Raw genomic sequence first — 14657 nt, 5'->3', positions numbered from 1 at the left:
CGCCCGTTGGGCGCGGTCGATCTGCGCGTTCAGCGTCCGCCGGTCTCGCTTGGCTCGCTCCCATTTGTAGTGCCACACCACCCGCCGGTCTCGCCGGTCCCGGCCCTGTCCCATTGGGCGGATCAGCTCCACGACGCCGTCGTCGGCAATCAGGTTGCCGCGGCGACCGAAATGGTCCTCGAGCTCCTTGGGCGCCTTAGCCTCAATTCACCGATGAAGTAGCCGGGGCGGTCGCTGGCATGGTCGTGGGTCGTGACCGTATGGAGGGCGTGTGAGGTCCGCCGGTCTGCCCGGCTTTCCACTTTGGTTCCTGGTCGTAGGTGCTGGAGTTGGGAGTCAGATCGGCACGTTGGGCCGGCGCGGGGAGAAGACGGTGTCGTAGAGCGCCTGCCAGGCTGTTTGCCATGGCCAGCTTTCGGGTAGATGGAGTCGGAGCCGCCGGGCTGAGGAGGCGATCCGGGCCGGGATGTTGATGAGTTTGCGGCGGATCGTCGCGGTCGTCGCGCGTGCCAGGCTCGAGCTTGTGGTCAGGGTGGCGGCGGCGCGGGTGAGGTTGAACGCCATGACGGCGCAGGTCAGCCAGGCGGCGTTGGCGTTGAACACGCCCGAGGGCAGGTGCGCCAGCGCGGAGGCTTTCAGGTCAGCGTGGACGTTCTCGATGATCGCGTGTGCGCGGTGGGTCTTGTCGGCCGCCACTGTGTCGTACTGCTCTACGGATGTAGTGGTGAAGAACGCATGGAACCGCCAGGTATCGAACAGGCTCGCCTGCCCACTTGCAGCCTTGGGATTCAGGTCGGGGATACGGCGCACCACGAGCCGACCCGGCACCTGGTCGTTCTTGGGCTTCGAGGTGAATGCGGTGAAGTCGACCTCGGCGACTTCGGCGCGGGAGATCCAACGGTTGGTGTGTTCGTCGAAGATCGCGTCGGTGTAGTTGATCGTGGTCCACGCGTCGTCGTCGATGGTGGCGATGGCACGTTTGACCGCCGGGTCCATGCGTACGGTGACCGAGACCTCGGCTCCGGCGGCCAGGCAGGCGGTGACCATGCTGTGGGAGTAGAACGCCGAATCGCCTCGGACCAGCACGTCACGGCCGTGAAGGTGGGTGCGGCGGATCAGTGCCAGCGTGTCGGTGGCCAGCCGGGCAGCCCCTCGCGGGGACCCGGCAGAGCCCTTGCGCAGCCGTTGAGCGGCGATCACCGGAGCAGCCTGCTCGGTGGAGACCGTGGCCAGCAGCGCGTTCAGGCCACGTACCCCGGAGTAGCCGAACGAGGCGCCCTGCTTGGCGTGTCCGTAGACCTCCACGATCGTGTCGTCGATATCGACCATCACCGTCCCGGTGTCCGACTCATGACCGAGCAGTCCGGTGTGTTCGGCCAGTGCGCGCACGAACCGCGAGGCGATCGCATCGGTTTGGCGGACGTGGCCGAAGGTGAACTGCCGCAGGAACGATCCCAGCGTCGAAGGGGCGTACGGGCGGTCGAAGAGTGTGCCCATCGCCCCGTGGCGCAGCAGGGCCATGTCGTCGATGCTATCCGCGCCTGCGGCCATCCCGGCCACGAGCGAGGCCAGTTTCACTCCACCGTTGGAGCCCTTGTCGGTGGGCACGCTCAGATGCTCGTCACCGAGCCGGTGCAGGCCCGCCCGGTCGGCGAGTTTCATCAGCGGCACGAGGCCGGCGCCCGACACGAGGTTGGGCTCATCGAACGTCGCGAAGCTTACGGGCAGAGTGTGAGATAGTTGCATCTGCGGGATGCCCTTCTTGAATTGGCGATACGGACCTTAAGCAAGTCGTATCTTGCCAGTTCAGAAGGGCATTCTCGCGTTCCCACACCGCGCTAGAAGTTCATCTCATCGGTGGATCCAGGCTTAAGAGGTTGCGTTTTCATGAGCACCAACACTCACACCAGCAGCGGACCGTCCCCCGGTTCCTCATCGCTCCGGCTTCTCGTCGGGCGCGAGGAAGTGGTCATCAACGACCGCTACGAGACGCTGTCGATCGCCAATGACGTTCTGATAGCCCTGTTCTTCCTCGTGGGCAGCGTCCTGTTCTTCTTCGACTCCACACAGACCATCGGCACCTGGTTGTTCCTGCTCGGCTCTCTGGAGTTCCTCGCACGACCGGCCATCCGTCTCGCCCGTCGGGTCCACCTGAAGCGGATCGGCACGACCTCGGGGAACCACGGCAGCGACTACGACTACTGAGCCGAAACGCCACCGCCCGCGAACTGCTCCAGGAGCCACTCCATGGTGTCTCCGGTTAGCGCTCTTCACGCCGTTCCGGTGGTCCGGTCGCTGGGCCGCGCGTACGGTCGGCAAGCAGCCCACAGACCTCGTCGCGAGGAATGTCAATGTCACACAGGAATCAGCCAGCCCCCGATCGAGTGGAACGCCCCTGGGGCGAACGCACCCCCTACGGCCCCAGCGAGCAGTGGCCGGCCCGGGTGGACACCTACCTGGCCGACGGAATGGCCGAGGCGGATGTCGACCGCTGGGTACAGACGGCGTCGATCCTGCACTCCAACGGCGACGGACTGGACATCGCCGTGAAGGACGACCGGATCTGCGGGGTGCGTGGACGTGCCGACGACCGGGTCAATCGCGGACGACTGGGGGTCAAGGACCTCTACGGTTGGCAGGCGAACTCCTCACCGGACCGGCTGACCCGCCCGCTGGTACGCGAGAACGGCGTATTGGTGGAGACCGACTGGGACACGGCGATGGACCGGGTCGTCGGCCGGACCACCGAGTTGCTGGACGAGCAGGGACCCAGCGCGATCGGTTTCTACACCACCGGGCAACTGTTCGCCGAGGAGTACTACACCCTCGGTGTGATCGCCCACGGTGGCATCGGCACCAACCACGTCGACGGCAACACCCGGCTGTGCACCGCGACGGCCGCCGCGGCGCTCAAGGCGTCCTTCGGATGTGACGGTCAGCCCGGCTCGTACGCCGACATCGACCACGCCGACGTCATCTGCCTCTACGGACACAACATGGCCGAGACGCAGAGCGTGACCTGGATGCGGATCCTGGATCGTCTGGCCGGGGACGACCCGCCCGCGATCCTGTGCGTGGACCCGCGCCCCACCCCGGTCGCCGAGCACGCCACCCTCCATCTGACACCGAGGCCGGGCACCAACCTGGCGCTGATGAATGGTCTGATCCACGAACTGCTCGACGCCGGCCACATCGACCGCGACTACATCGACCAGCACACGGTCGGATACTCGTCACTGGCCGAGCAGGTCGCCGACTACCCGCCGGAGCGGGTGGCCGAGATCTGTGACGTGCCGGCCGAGCAGATCCGCCGGGCCGCCCGGCTCATCGGGGGCGCCGAGCGGCTGATGTCCACGGTGCTGCAGGGCTTCTACCAGTCCAACCAGGCCACCGCGGCCGCTGTGCAGGTCAACAACATCCACCTGCTGCGCGGGATGCTCGGCCGGCCCGGGTGCGGCGTGCTGCAGTTGAACGGCCAGCCCACCGCCCAGAACACCCGTGAGTGTGGCGCCGACGGCGACCTGGCGGCCTTCCGGAACTGGTCCAACACCTCGCACGTGCAGGACCTGGCCCGGGTGTGGAACGTCGACCCGATGGACATCCCACATTACTCGGCACCCACCCACGCCATGCAGATTATGCGGTATGTGGAGGACGGTTCGATCCGGCTGTTGTGGGTCAGCGGCACCAACCCGGCCGTCTCCCTGCCGGAACTCACACGCATCCGCTCGATCCTGTCCCAGGAGCGACTGACACTGGTGGTGCAGGACATCTTCCTCACCGAGACCGCCAGGCTCGCCGATGTCGTCCTGCCGGCCGCCACATGGGGCGAGAAGACCGGCACGTTCACCAACACCGACCGGACCGTGCACCTGTCGGAGAAGGCCGTCGATCCGCCCGGCCAGGCCAGGGCCGACCTGGACATCTTCATCGACTTCGCCCACCGCCTGGGGCTCAAGGACAAGGACGGCGAGCCGCTGGTCAAGTGGCACGACCCCGAATCGGCGTTCGAGGCGTGGAAGGACTGCACCGCCGGCCGGCCGTGCGACTACACCGGGCTGACCTACGACAGACTGCGCGGCGGCTCCGGTATCCAGTGGCCGTGCAACGACGACAACCCCGACGGCACCGAGCGCCTCTATTCGGACGGGAAGTTCTGGGCGGACCCGGATTACTGCGAGAACTACGGTCGCGACCTGGTCACCGGCGCCCCCAAGGACGCCACCGAATACACGGCGATGAATCCGGAGGGCAAGGCGATGCTCAAGGGCGCGGAATACCTCCCCGCGCACGAACCGCCCGACGAGCACTTCCCCCTGCAGCTGATCACGGGCCGGACCATCTACCACTTCCACACCCGCACCAAGACCGGCAGAGCCCCCGAGTTGCAGGCAGCCGCTCCGCAGGTGTGGGTGGAGATCTGCGCCGCCGACGCCGCGGCCGCCGGCATCACCGAGGGAGACCTCACGGAGATCGCCACCCCCCGCGGACGGGTGCGGGCGGCCGCCCGGATCACCGGGATCCGACCGGGAGTGATCTTCCTGCCGTTCCATTACGGCTACTGGGACACCGGCGACAGCGCCGGACCGGAGGGCGACGCCGTGGGGACCGCGGCCAACGAGCTCACCCCCACCGACTGGGACCCCGCCTCCAAACAGCCGATCTTCAAGACCGCCGCCGCACGCATCGCCCGGATCGCCGACCGCGATGAGTCCACCCGACGAGCCGGAGCGGCGACGACGGCCACGGGAGGGCTGACATGAAACTCGGACCCGTTCTCCGCGAACTTCACCGCTCCGAGGTCGGGCTCGCCCACAGACTGCTGCAGGTTTCCGAGCGCCACAAGGTCGATCATGAGATCTACCACGTCGCACGGGACCTGGTGGGCTGGTCCCGCAGCCACCTCGCCGGGATCGCCCGGATCGGTGGCGACTACGGCCAGGACCTCGACCCCGCCCCCCGACTCGAACTCGGACTGGCCGAACGGGCGCGGGAGAAGGGCAGCGAACTACTCGGCAGACACCACACCCCAGAGCTGCTCCTGCTCGAGGACCTACGGACCGTCTACATGGAGGCCTCCGCGGTCGCCATGGACTGGCTCCTCATCGCCCAGGCCGCGCAGGGCCTACGGCACCGCGACCTTCTCGAAGTCGCCGAGAAATGCCAACCCCAGACCACGCGCCAAGCCACATGGGCCCAGGCCAAGCTCAAAGAGACCGCCACCCAGATCCTGGTGAGCTGACAAACGAGAGGAATCGCCATGCCGAAGACAGACAGCGACGGGAACGCCAAGGACAGCGAGCTGCCCTCGACGCTGCAGCGAAGCGACCAGAAAGCCAAGGACACCTTCGCCAAGGCCTACGACTCGGCGGAGGACGAGTACAGCGACGAGTCCCGCGTCGCGCGAACCGCCTGGAGCGCCGTCAAGCACACGCACGAGAAGGTGGGTGACCACTGGGAGCCCAAGGACGGCAAGGGGCCCTCGGATTCACGCTCGGAGAGCGGCGGCCCGAACCCCTCCGGAGAGTCGAAGGGCGGGGTGGACGCCAACGCCAGCAAGGACCACCTCTACGAGCAGGCGCAGCGGCTCGACATCGAGGGCCGCTCCGACATGACGAAGGACGAGCTCGTGGAGGCGCTGCGCAAGGCCAACGACCGGAAGACGAGGGAGAGCCGAGACGACTCGTGAGCCCGACAGGACGGGTCCCGCCCCGGCCCCCTCGCACCGAGGATGAGACCACAGATGAACCACACCAGTGACCGGAAATCACTCTCACTCACCGGTTCAGTGGCGCTGGGCACGGGGGTCATGATCGGCGCCGGCATCCTCGCGCTGGGCGGCCAGGTCGGCGAGCTGGCAGGCGGGTTGATGCCACGGGCGTTGTTCGCCGGGGCGGTGGTCGCGGACTTCAGCGCCTACTCGTACATCCGGAATTCGGCGAGCACCCCGTCGTCCGGTGGTATCGCGATGCTGCTCGAGGCCGCGTACGGCCTCGCAGTGATCGCCGGCTCGTTCTCCCTTCTCATGTACGTGTCGATGATCCTCGCCGAGTCCCTCCTCGGGAGGAACCGCGGCGACCTCGACCCCGACCTGGATCCGGAGACGGTCGTGACCACGCTCGTGGCGCCACTGGTGCTGACGCCGCTCGTTCCCGTCCGATCGCTGCGTCAGGGGGTGCGCCTCGATGGATTCCGGCCTGGCCTCAAGATCGGACTTGGCCGTCCGGACGGACTGATCGACCTTCCACAGGTCGTGGACCGTCCATCACGGCCGGGTAGATATTGCTGACGTACCCCTTGTGGCCGGCCGCCTGGCGCGACCGCTCGCTCGGTGCCTCGTCCGAGGTGACGTTCTGTCCGATGACCTCGACGAACCGTTGCTTCTTCAGTGGTTCGGCCCGGTCGGCCTCCTCGAGGGCATTCAAGTTAGCCGCCGAGAGCATCCCCACATCGGCCACGACTACCATGTCAGCGATCGTGTGCCGCCCCCCGGAAGGCGGTGATGACCGGGATCAACGTCTTGGTCTCTGCCTTGTCAGACCCACCAACCCGGGTCCCGCTCAATTGGTGACCCCCGCGCCACACGCTCAGCCTCATGAATTGCAGCAAACCTAGCGAATCAGCCGGGAACGACGTCAACTTGCGGAACTCAGGTTAGACTCAGCTCAATTTTGTGAGACAGAACACAACCAGCCCCAGGGGGGACCGTGCAACTTCGCCGAACCGGAATGCGCGCAGCCGCATTCGCCACCGCCATCGCCACCGCATTCGCCGGAGGGGCCGTGGTCGCCCCCGCCGCCGGCGCGCAGGGATCGTCCAACGACCCGGCGCCCGCCTTCTACCAGCCGCCCGCGGACCTGCCCGCAGCCTCCGGCGAGCTCATCAAGACCGAGCCGTTCCCCCTCGCCGCCGCGATCCCGCCGATCCCCGGCGCCGACTCGATCTCCGATGCAGCCGGACCGCTGTCCACCGACGCGCAGCGCATCATGTACACCTCCGTCGGATCGCGCGACCAGGCGATCGCCGTGACCGGCGCCTATCTGCAGCCGCGCGCACCGTGGACCGGCCCGGGCACCCGCCCCCTGGCCGTGATGGCGCCCGGAACCCAGGGGCAAGGCGACCACTGCGCGCCGTCCAAGACGTTCCAGAACCTGGCCACCGTCCGCACCGACCCGCCGGGAGTCGGGTTCGGTTACGAGCTGTTCCAGACCTACGCGCTGCTCGCCCGCGGGTACGCCGTCGCGATGACCGACTACGAGGGGCTCGGCACCCCTGGGCTGCACTCGTACGTCAACCGCGAGTCGCAGGCCCGCGCAGTGCTCGACCTCGCTCGCGCCGCGTCGTCGGTGCCGGGCGCCGACGTCGAGCCGGACGCCCGCACCGTGTTCGTCGGCTACTCCCAGGGCGGCGGGGCGGTGGCCGGGGCCGCCGAACTCCACCCGCAGTACGCGCCCGAGATCAACTTGGTGGGTACCGCCGCGGGCTCCCCGCCGGCCGACCTGCTCGCCACGCTCGAGCAGATCGACGGCACCGCCATCGCCGGGGCGATCGGCTACGCGATCAACAGCCTGATCGACGCCTACCCGGAGATGGGCCCCCTGATCAACCCGTACTTCAACGACCGGGGCCGGGCCATGCTCGCCGTCACCTCTGACCAGTGCATCGGCGAGACCGCGGTCCAATTCTTCCAGCAGCGCACCACTGACTTCACGATCTCGGGCCTGTCGGCCGGCGACATCGTGCGCAGCGAGCCCGAGATCCTGGCGTTCCTCGAGCGTCAGCGCATCGGCCGCCTTGCCCCGACCACGCCCGTGCGTGTGCTCTCGCCCGTCAACGACGACGTCGTCCCCGGCCACCAGTCGCAGCAGCTCGGCCGAGACTGGTGCGCGCAGGGCGCCGCCGTCGACATGGTCATCGACCCGATGCCTCCCGTCGCACCCGGTCTGGCGATCGGCCACGCCGTGCCCATGCTCACCGGTCTGGAGGGCAACCTCCGGTACCTCGACGACCGCGTCAACGGAGTCCCGGCGCCGAGCAACTGCGGAACCTACTGAGGCCGGGCGGCGGCTCCGGCGCCGGACCCGCCGCCCTTATGCAAGCAGATTGCGCAATCTGGTTGTAGACTCGCCGGAGTGACACCCACCGACCAGCCCGCCGGGCAACCCGCAGACCCGACCGCTGCCCCGCCGCCCGACATCGCCGCCCTGGCGGACGATCTCCGCCACGCGCTGCGCCCCCTGTGGCGACGGTTCAACTCCCACCGGACGTTGTCGATGGGCAAGGTCGGGATCCTGTCCCACCTGGAGCAGCGCGGGTCCCTGACTGCGACCGACCTGGCAGGCCTTGAGCGGATCAGCCATCAGGCCGTCGCCAACGCGGTCCGCGAACTCCGGGACCTGGGCCTGGTCACGCGCAGCCCGGACCCAGCCGACGGCCGCCGCGCCCTCGTCACCATCACCGCGGGCGGGCGCGAGCAGCTCCGCACCGAGCGCGCCGCGGGCCAGGACTGGCTGGCCCACGCGATCGCCGACCACCTCGACAGGGCCGAGCGCGCCCGTCTCGCGGCCGCGGTCCCCCTGCTCCGCCGCCTCGACTCCGAGGACGTCCGATGATCCCGCACCGGCGCCCGGCGCCCCGCTGGTTCGTGCAGGCCCTCGTCTACGCCGCGTTGACCAGCTCCATCGTCAGTTCCCTCGGCATGCTGCTGGTCCCGTCGGTCTCCGCAGAGTTCGGCATCCCGGTGAGCACGGCGCAGTGGATGCTCACGGCCAACCTGCTCGTCGGCGCGGTCGCGACCCCGATCATGGGCCGCCTCGCCGATGGTCCCCATACCCGGAGGCTGCTCCTGACCAGCCTCGGCGTGATCTTCCTCGGGTCCATCATCGCCACCGTCGCGCCGAACTTCACCGTCTTCCTCATCGGCCGCGCGATGCAGGGGCTCCTCTACGGCACGGTGCCCATCACCATCGCCCTGGCCCGCCGGCACCTCACCTTCACCGAATCGCAGCCCACCATCTCGACCCTCTCGGTCACGGTGTCGGTGGGGATGGGGCTGGGTTACCCGCTCACCGGCATCCTCGCGGCGACGTTCGACCTGCGGGCCGCGTTCGCCTTCGCGGCGCTGTTCGTGGCCACCGCGGCGTTCGGCGTGTGGCGATTCATCCCCGCGGGCCCCGATCCGCTCGCGCCCCGCACGCCGTTCGACATCGGCGGGGCCCTGCTGTTGGGCGGCGGTCTGGCCGCGCTGCTGCTGTGGATCTCCGAGGGGCAGATCTGGGGCTGGGGGTCCGCGACGGCGCTCGTCGTCCTCGTGGTCGCGCTGAACACGCTGCTCTTCTGGATCGTGCACAGCATCCGCACCCTGCATCCCCTGGTCAACCTCCGCGCGGTCCGCCGGCCGGAAGTCCTGCTGGCCAACGCCACCGCGATCGGCCTGGGCACCGCGATGTACATCGGGTTGTCCATCGCGAGCCTCGTGGCGCAGGCACCCGCCGACACCGGCTTCGGCCTGGCGGTGCCGCTGATGTGGGCGGGCTTCATGATGGCGCCGCTGTCGGCGGGCAGTCTCGTGGCCAACCGCACGGTCCGTGCCCTGTCCCGCCGCTACGACATGGCGGTGTTCCTCCCCGTCGGCGCGGCCGTGATGACGGTGGCGTCGGTGCTGTTGTGGTTGCGGCACGGCGACTTCTGGACGCTGGCGATCGGCATGTTCCTCTTCGGCGCCGGGATCGGCTCGGGTTACGCCGCGATGCCCGCGCTCATCGCCCGCAGCGTGGCGGTGGACCAGCTCGGCAGCGCGGTGAGCTTCAACCAGGTGCTGCGCACGGTCGGCGGCGCGGTCGGCGCGGCCCTGTCGGCCGCCGTCCTCGCCGCGCACCCCTCCGACTCCGCGTACTCGACCGACGAGGGCATCACCATGGCGTTCGGCGTGGGTGTGATCTGCTGCGCGACGGTGATGCTCGCGTTGGTGCTTCACGCCATCGCAGGTCGACGACGACGAGCCCAGCAGTAGCCCCGGCGTCCCGCATTCTGCGCGCGATCGCACTCGGGCATGCGCGTCGGATTCGACGTGCCTACGGGGTCGGAGTCAGGCCCAGGGGGTCGTGGCCTGAAGCACCGCTTCCTGCAACGCGCTGGTACGCAGTGCCGTGACGGTCTGATATTCGGGGTCGGCGACCATCTCGCTGAACGCGGCGCGGCTGGGGTACCGGACCAGCAGAACGGCATCCCAGTCCTGGCCGGTCTCGGCGACCAGGGCTGTGGAACCGTCACCGGCGTAGAGCACCTCGGCGCCATAGCGGGGAAGGAAGGTCTCGTTCAGCGCCGCGGCGTACTTCGCGTAGTCCTCACGCCCGCCATCGGCGAACCGGAGCAGGTTCAGCATCACCACCGGGCCGCCGGGGTCGTCGGCGAGGTAGCGCTTGAGGTCTCTTCCGCGGGGATCGATAGCCATCAGGCGAGTATCTCCGCCAGTTCCGCCGCTGTGGCGCGAACGGCCATCCTCACTTCTTCTGCCGACGGCTTCCGCCGTGCCAGTCCTCCTGCGTGCCGACCGTGTCCGCGTCGACTCCGAACGCGGCGAGCTGCGGCTTCTCGCGCAGGCTGCGCTTGAGCTCGGCGAAACCCGGGAAGCGGGCGAGCCCCACCACGTGGTCCCAGAGCTCGGCCGCCGAGTCCTCGTGTGGCAGCCGGCTGATCACGGGTCCGAAGAAGGCGACACCGGTCGGTGGTTCGAAGTGGATGATGGGCGTGCCCACATCCTTGCCCGTCAGCGAGAGCGCCTCGTCGGTCTCCCGGCGGATCTCGGCGTCCCACGACTCGTCGTCGACGGCGTCCGCCAGTTCGAGCGGCAGGCCAGCGTCGGCGAGGACCAGCCTGGCGAACTCGCTCGTGCCGCGCCGCTCACGCTCGTCGCCTTCGCTGCGGTCGTCGCCGGCGTCCGGAGCGGTGTCGAAGATGCGCGCCCCGAAGGCGGCGTACAGCGGCGCCATCGCCTCCCGGCCGTGCTCGGCTCGCGCCCGAGCCGCCACTCTCAGGAGCCGCAGCCCGGCGGTGTGGCCGGCTTCGTACTCAGGGGGGAAGTGCGCGTCGTAGTCGACCTCGGCGTTGACCAGGCGCAACGAGATGAACCGCCAGTCGACGGTGTAGTCGCGCTGCGCTTGTACTTGGCGCACCCATTTGCTGGTCATCCAGGCGAAGGGGCAGACCGGGTCGAAGTAGAAGTTGATGTCGGCGTCCATGCGCCCACCCTAGCCAGGTGTTCCGGCCGCGCAGCCCGCTGGCGAATAGCATGGTGCACAACCGGTGGCCAGGAGGACTCCGCGTGACCGACACACCAGCCGATCGCGAACAGAACCGGGGCGACGGGCTTGGGCTTCGCCGCCCGCGGGTGATCGTGTTCGACGTCAACGAAACCCTGTCCGACACCACGGCGATGGCGGCCCGGTTCTCCGACGTCGGGGCACCCGGCTCGATGTATCCCCTGTGGTTCGCCGACCTCCTGCGCGACGGCTTCGCCCTCACCGCCGCAGGCGCCGCTCGCCCGTTCGCTGACATCGGTACCGGGCTCCTGCAGGTCATGCTGTCGGAGGTGGAGCTCAACCGACCTCTCGACGAGGCGATCGAGCACATTATGAGCGGGTTCGTCGGACTCGACCCCCATCCCGATGTCGCCGACGGCGTCACGGCGTTGACGGAGCTGGGGATCCGGTTGGTCACCCTCAGCAACGGTTCGACACACGTCGCCGAGAAGCTCCTCACGTCAGCCGGTGTACGACGCGACTTCGACTTGCTGCTGTCGGTCGACTCCGCCGGCGCGTGGAAACCAGCCGCCCCTGCCTACGAGTTCGCACTCGAACAGTGTGCTGTTGCCCCCTCGGACGCCATGCTCGTGGCCGTCCATCCCTGGGACATCGACGGCGCCCACCGGTTCGGCATGACAACGGCGTGGATCAACCGCACCAACGGTGTGTACCCGAAGCACTTCAGCAACCCGGACCTCGAGGTCACGGACATCACGCAGTTGGCCCGCCGCCTCAGTTGAGAAAGCGGTTGACCATTCCCTTGGGCTGCGGGTCTCGGGCAACCCTCGGCGCGAGGCTTCAGAACACACTGCGGGCGAGAGTTCCTATCGCCATGCAATGCCATAGAGGGGTCCAACAGTTCCCGCGCACCTGCTGAAAGCCGAAGCCGAAGCGCCACTCGTGCCGGCACCGATAACCAGACGTTATGACAAGTAGACGATGCCGAGTATCCCGCGAACTCGACCCCTCCCCGAGCGGGCCAAATGGCAGGTGGATCAGCAGAGGAACCTAACGAGCTATCCGATTGCTAGTTGGTGGCGACTGCGCCTTCCGTGATTGCATCGCGCAGCACGTGCTTGAGAATCTTCCCCGAGGGGTTACGCGGAATGGGCCGGGTGATGAGCTCGCGCGGAAGCTTATAACCCGCAATGTACTGGGATCCGTACTCGCGGAGTGACTCCAAGGCGACGTCGCGGCCCTCAACCGGGGTGACGACGGCGATGATGCTCTCCCCGAACATCTCGTCCGGCCGCCCGACGACCGCCACATCGGCCACGTCCGGGTGGCTGGCGAGGGCCTGTTCGACCTCCACCGAGTAGACGTTGCGCCCGCCCGTGATGATCATGTCTTTCATCCGATCAACGATTGTGATAAACCCGTCAGCGTCCCGGACCGCCACGTCGCCGCTGTGCAGCCAGCCGTTGCGGAGCGCATCCATGGTGGCCTCGGGTTTGTTCCAGTAGCCCTTCATGATGGTCTCGCCTCGGTAAATGATCTCCCCGGGCTCGCCGACCGCGGTGTCGTTGCCCTCGTCATCGACGATCCGCGTCTCGGCATTGGTGATGGACATCCGTCCGGTGGCATCCGGGCGGGCGCGTACTTCGTCCGGGGTGAGGAAGATTCCGGTCGGGCCGCCCTCGGTCTGGCCGCACAGCTGGAAGAACTGCACGTGCGGCAAGGTGGCGAGCAAGCTGGTCGCCGCGTTCGGCGGCATTGGTGCGGCGCCAAAGAAGCCCAGCCGCCATGCGGACAGATCGCGCGTGCCGAGTTCGGGGTACTGCAGCAGCATCTGGTACATGGTGGGCACGCCCAGGAACACGGTGATGCGGTGCTTCTCCAGCGCATCCAGGACCGCCTTGGGCTCGAACGCTGGCAGCACCACGTGAGTGGTGCCCAGGCTGAACCCTGACATCACGAACAGGACCAACTCCGCGCAGTGGTACATCGGCGCGACGTGCAGATTCCGGTCGAAGCTATTCATGCCGAGTGCGGAAACCGAGTTCCCCACCCACAGCATGCGGTGGTGGTCGAACAACGCTCCCTTGGGGCGCCCGGTCGTGCCTGAGGTGTAGAGGATGATGCAGTCGTCGTCCTCGATGACCTCCGCCTCCGGCGCGGTGGTCGGCATGGTGTCTGCGAGCCGCGCGATGCCCTGCGCTGCGGCCTCGTCCAGCACCAGGCTTTGCGGCGCGGACGGCAGCGGATCGAGCTCGTCGAGACCGGCCACCACCACCGCGAGCTCCTCGGAATACAGCAGCACCGTCGCACCGGAGTCCTCGAGCAGGTAGCGAAGTTCGCGGGCCGGCACGCGAGGGTTGAGAGGCACAGCGATGGCCCCCAGTCGGAACGCTCCGTACAAGCCCAGGACGTACGCATCGGAGTTCGGGCTCAGCAGCGCCACCCTGTCGCCCTTACCGACTCCGAGCGACGCCAACGCATGCGCGTACTGATCGGTCCGGGCCGCAAGCTGCTCATACGAGTAGATGCTCTCGCCGAAGATCAGTGCAGTTTTGTCCGGGTGCCGACGGGCATTGAGCGCGAGGGCGCCTCCGAGAGTGGCCATGGTGACTCCTGAGGTGTTGAAGACTCCGGGATCGGACATGTGACCCCGGACACAGCCGAAACTGTAACCGCCAGCGCGGTGCTTGTACAAATGTTCAGTGAAGCCGGAAACGCGGCTCAGGTGGCGGGCCCGGGGAAACGATCGACAGCTCCACCCTCGGACACGCTCACGCCGAGTTCGGGCTTGCTGTGCCCCTCGGTGTGAGTGAAGGTCCCGAGGTGAGTCCAGACGGCATCGACCAGCGGCTGCAGGAACAGCCGGCCCATCTGGTTGATCATCACGTCGACCACCTGGACGGAATCGGCGCGACCTCGCGAGGCCGCGCCAGTCTCGCGCATCGCAACGACCTCCCGGTGGGTGAGTTCGGTAAGTCGCTCCAGCAGTTGCCCCCGCCGGCCACCGGGTTCAAGTAGCGCCTGTCGGAGGTAGTTGACCACCTCTGGGTTTCTGACCAGCATTTCCGCGACGGACTCGTTCCGGACGCGAGCGATTTGTTCGCCGGCCCCATCGGTCGGGGCAGAAGCAAGGGCCGACGCGAAACGTTCCACGACGATCTGCTCCACAGCCTCGCGGAGGCCGTCTTTGGACCCGTAGTGATGAACCACCAGCCCGACGGTCACCCCGGCGGCGGCCGCGACTGCCCGCATCGGTGTGCGGTCCTCGCCGTTGGCCGCGTAAAGCTCGAGAGCGGCGTTGCGGATTCGCGCTTTGGCGGTGAGGTCTTGGTCGTCGAAATGCTGGGCGGGGCGGTCCACGCGGCCTCCCTTCCGTTGATAAACGAGTCTACGGGG

General features: G+C 67.9%; 13 protein-coding genes and 2 pseudogenes. 8 read left to right on the top strand and 7 right to left on the bottom strand.

The window, feature by feature from the left end:
- Nucleotides 1-3: 3 nt before the first annotated feature.
- Nucleotides 4-201, bottom strand: a pseudogene (locus OVA21_RS19440) (IS1634 family transposase); the annotation flags it as partial.
- 135 nt (nucleotides 202-336) lie between these two features.
- A complete protein-coding gene (locus tag OVA21_RS17220; protein WP_069389547.1) occupies nucleotides 337-1746 on the bottom strand; it encodes an IS1380 family transposase in 1410 nt (469 codons plus the stop codon).
- A 141-nt stretch (nucleotides 1747-1887) separates the two neighbouring features.
- On the opposite strand from OVA21_RS17220, the gene OVA21_RS17215 reads away from it, so the two are divergent.
- The 4 genes from OVA21_RS17215 to OVA21_RS17200 all read left to right on the top strand — a co-directional run bounded on the left by OVA21_RS17215 (nucleotide 1888) and on the right by OVA21_RS17200 (nucleotide 5689).
- Nucleotides 1888-2205 carry a YrhK family protein gene (locus OVA21_RS17215; protein ID WP_119193348.1) on the top strand — a complete coding sequence of 106 codons (318 nt, stop codon included), beginning with the start codon at nucleotides 1888-1890 and terminating at the stop codon, nucleotides 2203-2205.
- Nucleotides 2206-2351: 146 nt separating this feature from the next.
- Nucleotides 2352-4763 carry a molybdopterin oxidoreductase family protein gene (locus tag OVA21_RS17210; RefSeq protein WP_268092938.1) on the top strand — a complete coding sequence of 804 codons (2412 nt, stop codon included), beginning with the start codon at nucleotides 2352-2354 and terminating at the stop codon, nucleotides 4761-4763.
- Nucleotides 4760-5242 carry a hypothetical protein gene (locus OVA21_RS17205; RefSeq protein ID WP_268092937.1) on the top strand — a complete coding sequence of 161 codons (483 nt, stop codon included), beginning with the start codon at nucleotides 4760-4762 and terminating at the stop codon, nucleotides 5240-5242. Before OVA21_RS17210 ends, OVA21_RS17205 begins: the two co-directional genes overlap by 4 nt.
- 18 nt (nucleotides 5243-5260) lie before the next feature.
- The gene (locus OVA21_RS17200; RefSeq protein WP_268092936.1) at nucleotides 5261-5689 is read left to right on the top strand and encodes a ChaB family protein; all 429 of its coding nucleotides are present in this window, start codon (nucleotides 5261-5263) and stop codon (nucleotides 5687-5689) included.
- Nucleotides 5690-6175: 486 nt separating this feature from the next.
- Here OVA21_RS17200 and OVA21_RS19435 read toward each other — a convergent pair.
- Nucleotides 6176-6591, bottom strand: a pseudogene (locus OVA21_RS19435) (IS1634 family transposase); the annotation flags it as partial.
- Nucleotides 6592-6728: 137 nt separating this feature from the next.
- Between OVA21_RS19435 and OVA21_RS17190 the strand changes: the two are divergent.
- The 3 genes from OVA21_RS17190 to OVA21_RS17180 all read left to right on the top strand — a co-directional run bounded on the left by OVA21_RS17190 (nucleotide 6729) and on the right by OVA21_RS17180 (nucleotide 10012).
- A complete protein-coding gene (locus OVA21_RS17190; RefSeq protein WP_268092934.1) occupies nucleotides 6729-8054 on the top strand; it encodes a lipase family protein in 1326 nt (441 codons plus the stop codon).
- A gap of 78 nt (nucleotides 8055-8132) precedes the next feature.
- Complete coding sequence (locus tag OVA21_RS17185) at nucleotides 8133-8612, top strand: MarR family winged helix-turn-helix transcriptional regulator (protein ID WP_326493475.1); 480 nt, start codon at nucleotides 8133-8135, stop codon at nucleotides 8610-8612.
- Nucleotides 8609-10012 (top strand): MFS transporter, encoded by a 1404-nt coding sequence (locus OVA21_RS17180; RefSeq protein ID WP_268092933.1) that lies wholly within the window; start codon nucleotides 8609-8611, stop codon nucleotides 10010-10012. The genes OVA21_RS17185 and OVA21_RS17180 overlap by 4 nt, the downstream gene beginning before the upstream one ends.
- Before the next feature lie 75 nt (nucleotides 10013-10087).
- On the opposite strand, the gene OVA21_RS17175 is transcribed toward OVA21_RS17180, so the two are convergent.
- On the bottom strand, nucleotides 10088-10453 hold the full coding sequence (locus OVA21_RS17175) for a DUF1330 domain-containing protein (RefSeq protein WP_007633060.1): 366 nt from the start codon (nucleotides 10451-10453) through the stop codon (nucleotides 10088-10090).
- A 49-nt stretch (nucleotides 10454-10502) separates the two neighbouring features.
- Nucleotides 10503-11240 carry a mycothiol-dependent nitroreductase Rv2466c family protein gene (locus OVA21_RS17170; RefSeq protein WP_096906546.1) on the bottom strand — a complete coding sequence of 246 codons (738 nt, stop codon included), beginning with the start codon at nucleotides 11238-11240 and terminating at the stop codon, nucleotides 10503-10505.
- 83 nt (nucleotides 11241-11323) lie between these two features.
- Between OVA21_RS17170 and OVA21_RS17165 the strand changes: the two genes are divergently transcribed.
- On the top strand, nucleotides 11324-12043 hold the full coding sequence (locus OVA21_RS17165) for a haloacid dehalogenase type II (RefSeq protein ID WP_096906545.1): 720 nt from the start codon (nucleotides 11324-11326) through the stop codon (nucleotides 12041-12043).
- A gap of 287 nt (nucleotides 12044-12330) precedes the next feature.
- On the opposite strand, the gene OVA21_RS17160 is transcribed toward OVA21_RS17165, so the two are convergent.
- The gene (locus OVA21_RS17160; protein ID WP_069388656.1) at nucleotides 12331-13866 is read right to left on the bottom strand and encodes a class I adenylate-forming enzyme family protein; all 1536 of its coding nucleotides are present in this window, start codon (nucleotides 13864-13866) and stop codon (nucleotides 12331-12333) included.
- A 116-nt stretch (nucleotides 13867-13982) separates the two neighbouring features.
- The gene (locus OVA21_RS17155) at nucleotides 13983-14621 is read right to left on the bottom strand and encodes a TetR/AcrR family transcriptional regulator (RefSeq protein WP_069388657.1); all 639 of its coding nucleotides are present in this window, start codon (nucleotides 14619-14621) and stop codon (nucleotides 13983-13985) included.
- Nucleotides 14622-14657 lie beyond the last annotated feature (36 nt).

The organism is Dietzia sp. SL131 (assembly GCF_026672565.1).
GTDB classification, from domain to species: Bacteria; Actinomycetota; Actinomycetes; order Mycobacteriales; family Mycobacteriaceae; genus Dietzia; species Dietzia kunjamensis.
Note: the sequence above shows the minus strand (reverse complement) of the source record. Positions and strands in the feature narration are given on the sequence as shown.

Bases quoted from the DNA above. Each gene is read 5' to 3' on its own strand.
- OVA21_RS17205 (WP_268092937.1), top strand. From the start codon at position 4,760: ATGAAACTCGGACCCGTTCTCCGCGAACTTCACCGCTCCGAGGTCGGG.
- OVA21_RS17210 (WP_268092938.1), top strand. From the start codon at position 2,352: ATGTCACACAGGAATCAGCCAGCCCCCGATCGAGTGGAACGCCCCTGG.
- OVA21_RS17215 (WP_119193348.1), top strand. From the start codon at position 1,888: ATGAGCACCAACACTCACACCAGCAGCGGACCGTCCCCCGGTTCCTCA.
- OVA21_RS17180 (WP_268092933.1), top strand. From the start codon at position 8,609: ATGATCCCGCACCGGCGCCCGGCGCCCCGCTGGTTCGTGCAGGCCCTC.
- OVA21_RS17190 (WP_268092934.1), top strand. From the start codon at position 6,729: ATGCGCGCAGCCGCATTCGCCACCGCCATCGCCACCGCATTCGCCGGA.
- OVA21_RS17160 (WP_069388656.1), bottom strand. From the start codon at position 13,866: ATGGCCACTCTCGGAGGCGCCCTCGCGCTCAATGCCCGTCGGCACCCG.
- OVA21_RS17220 (WP_069389547.1), bottom strand. From the start codon at position 1,746: ATGCAACTATCTCACACTCTGCCCGTAAGCTTCGCGACGTTCGATGAG.
- OVA21_RS17200 (WP_268092936.1), top strand. From the start codon at position 5,261: ATGCCGAAGACAGACAGCGACGGGAACGCCAAGGACAGCGAGCTGCCC.
- OVA21_RS17175 (WP_007633060.1), bottom strand. From the start codon at position 10,453: ATGGCTATCGATCCCCGCGGAAGAGACCTCAAGCGCTACCTCGCCGAC.
- OVA21_RS17170 (WP_096906546.1), bottom strand. From the start codon at position 11,240: ATGGACGCCGACATCAACTTCTACTTCGACCCGGTCTGCCCCTTCGCC.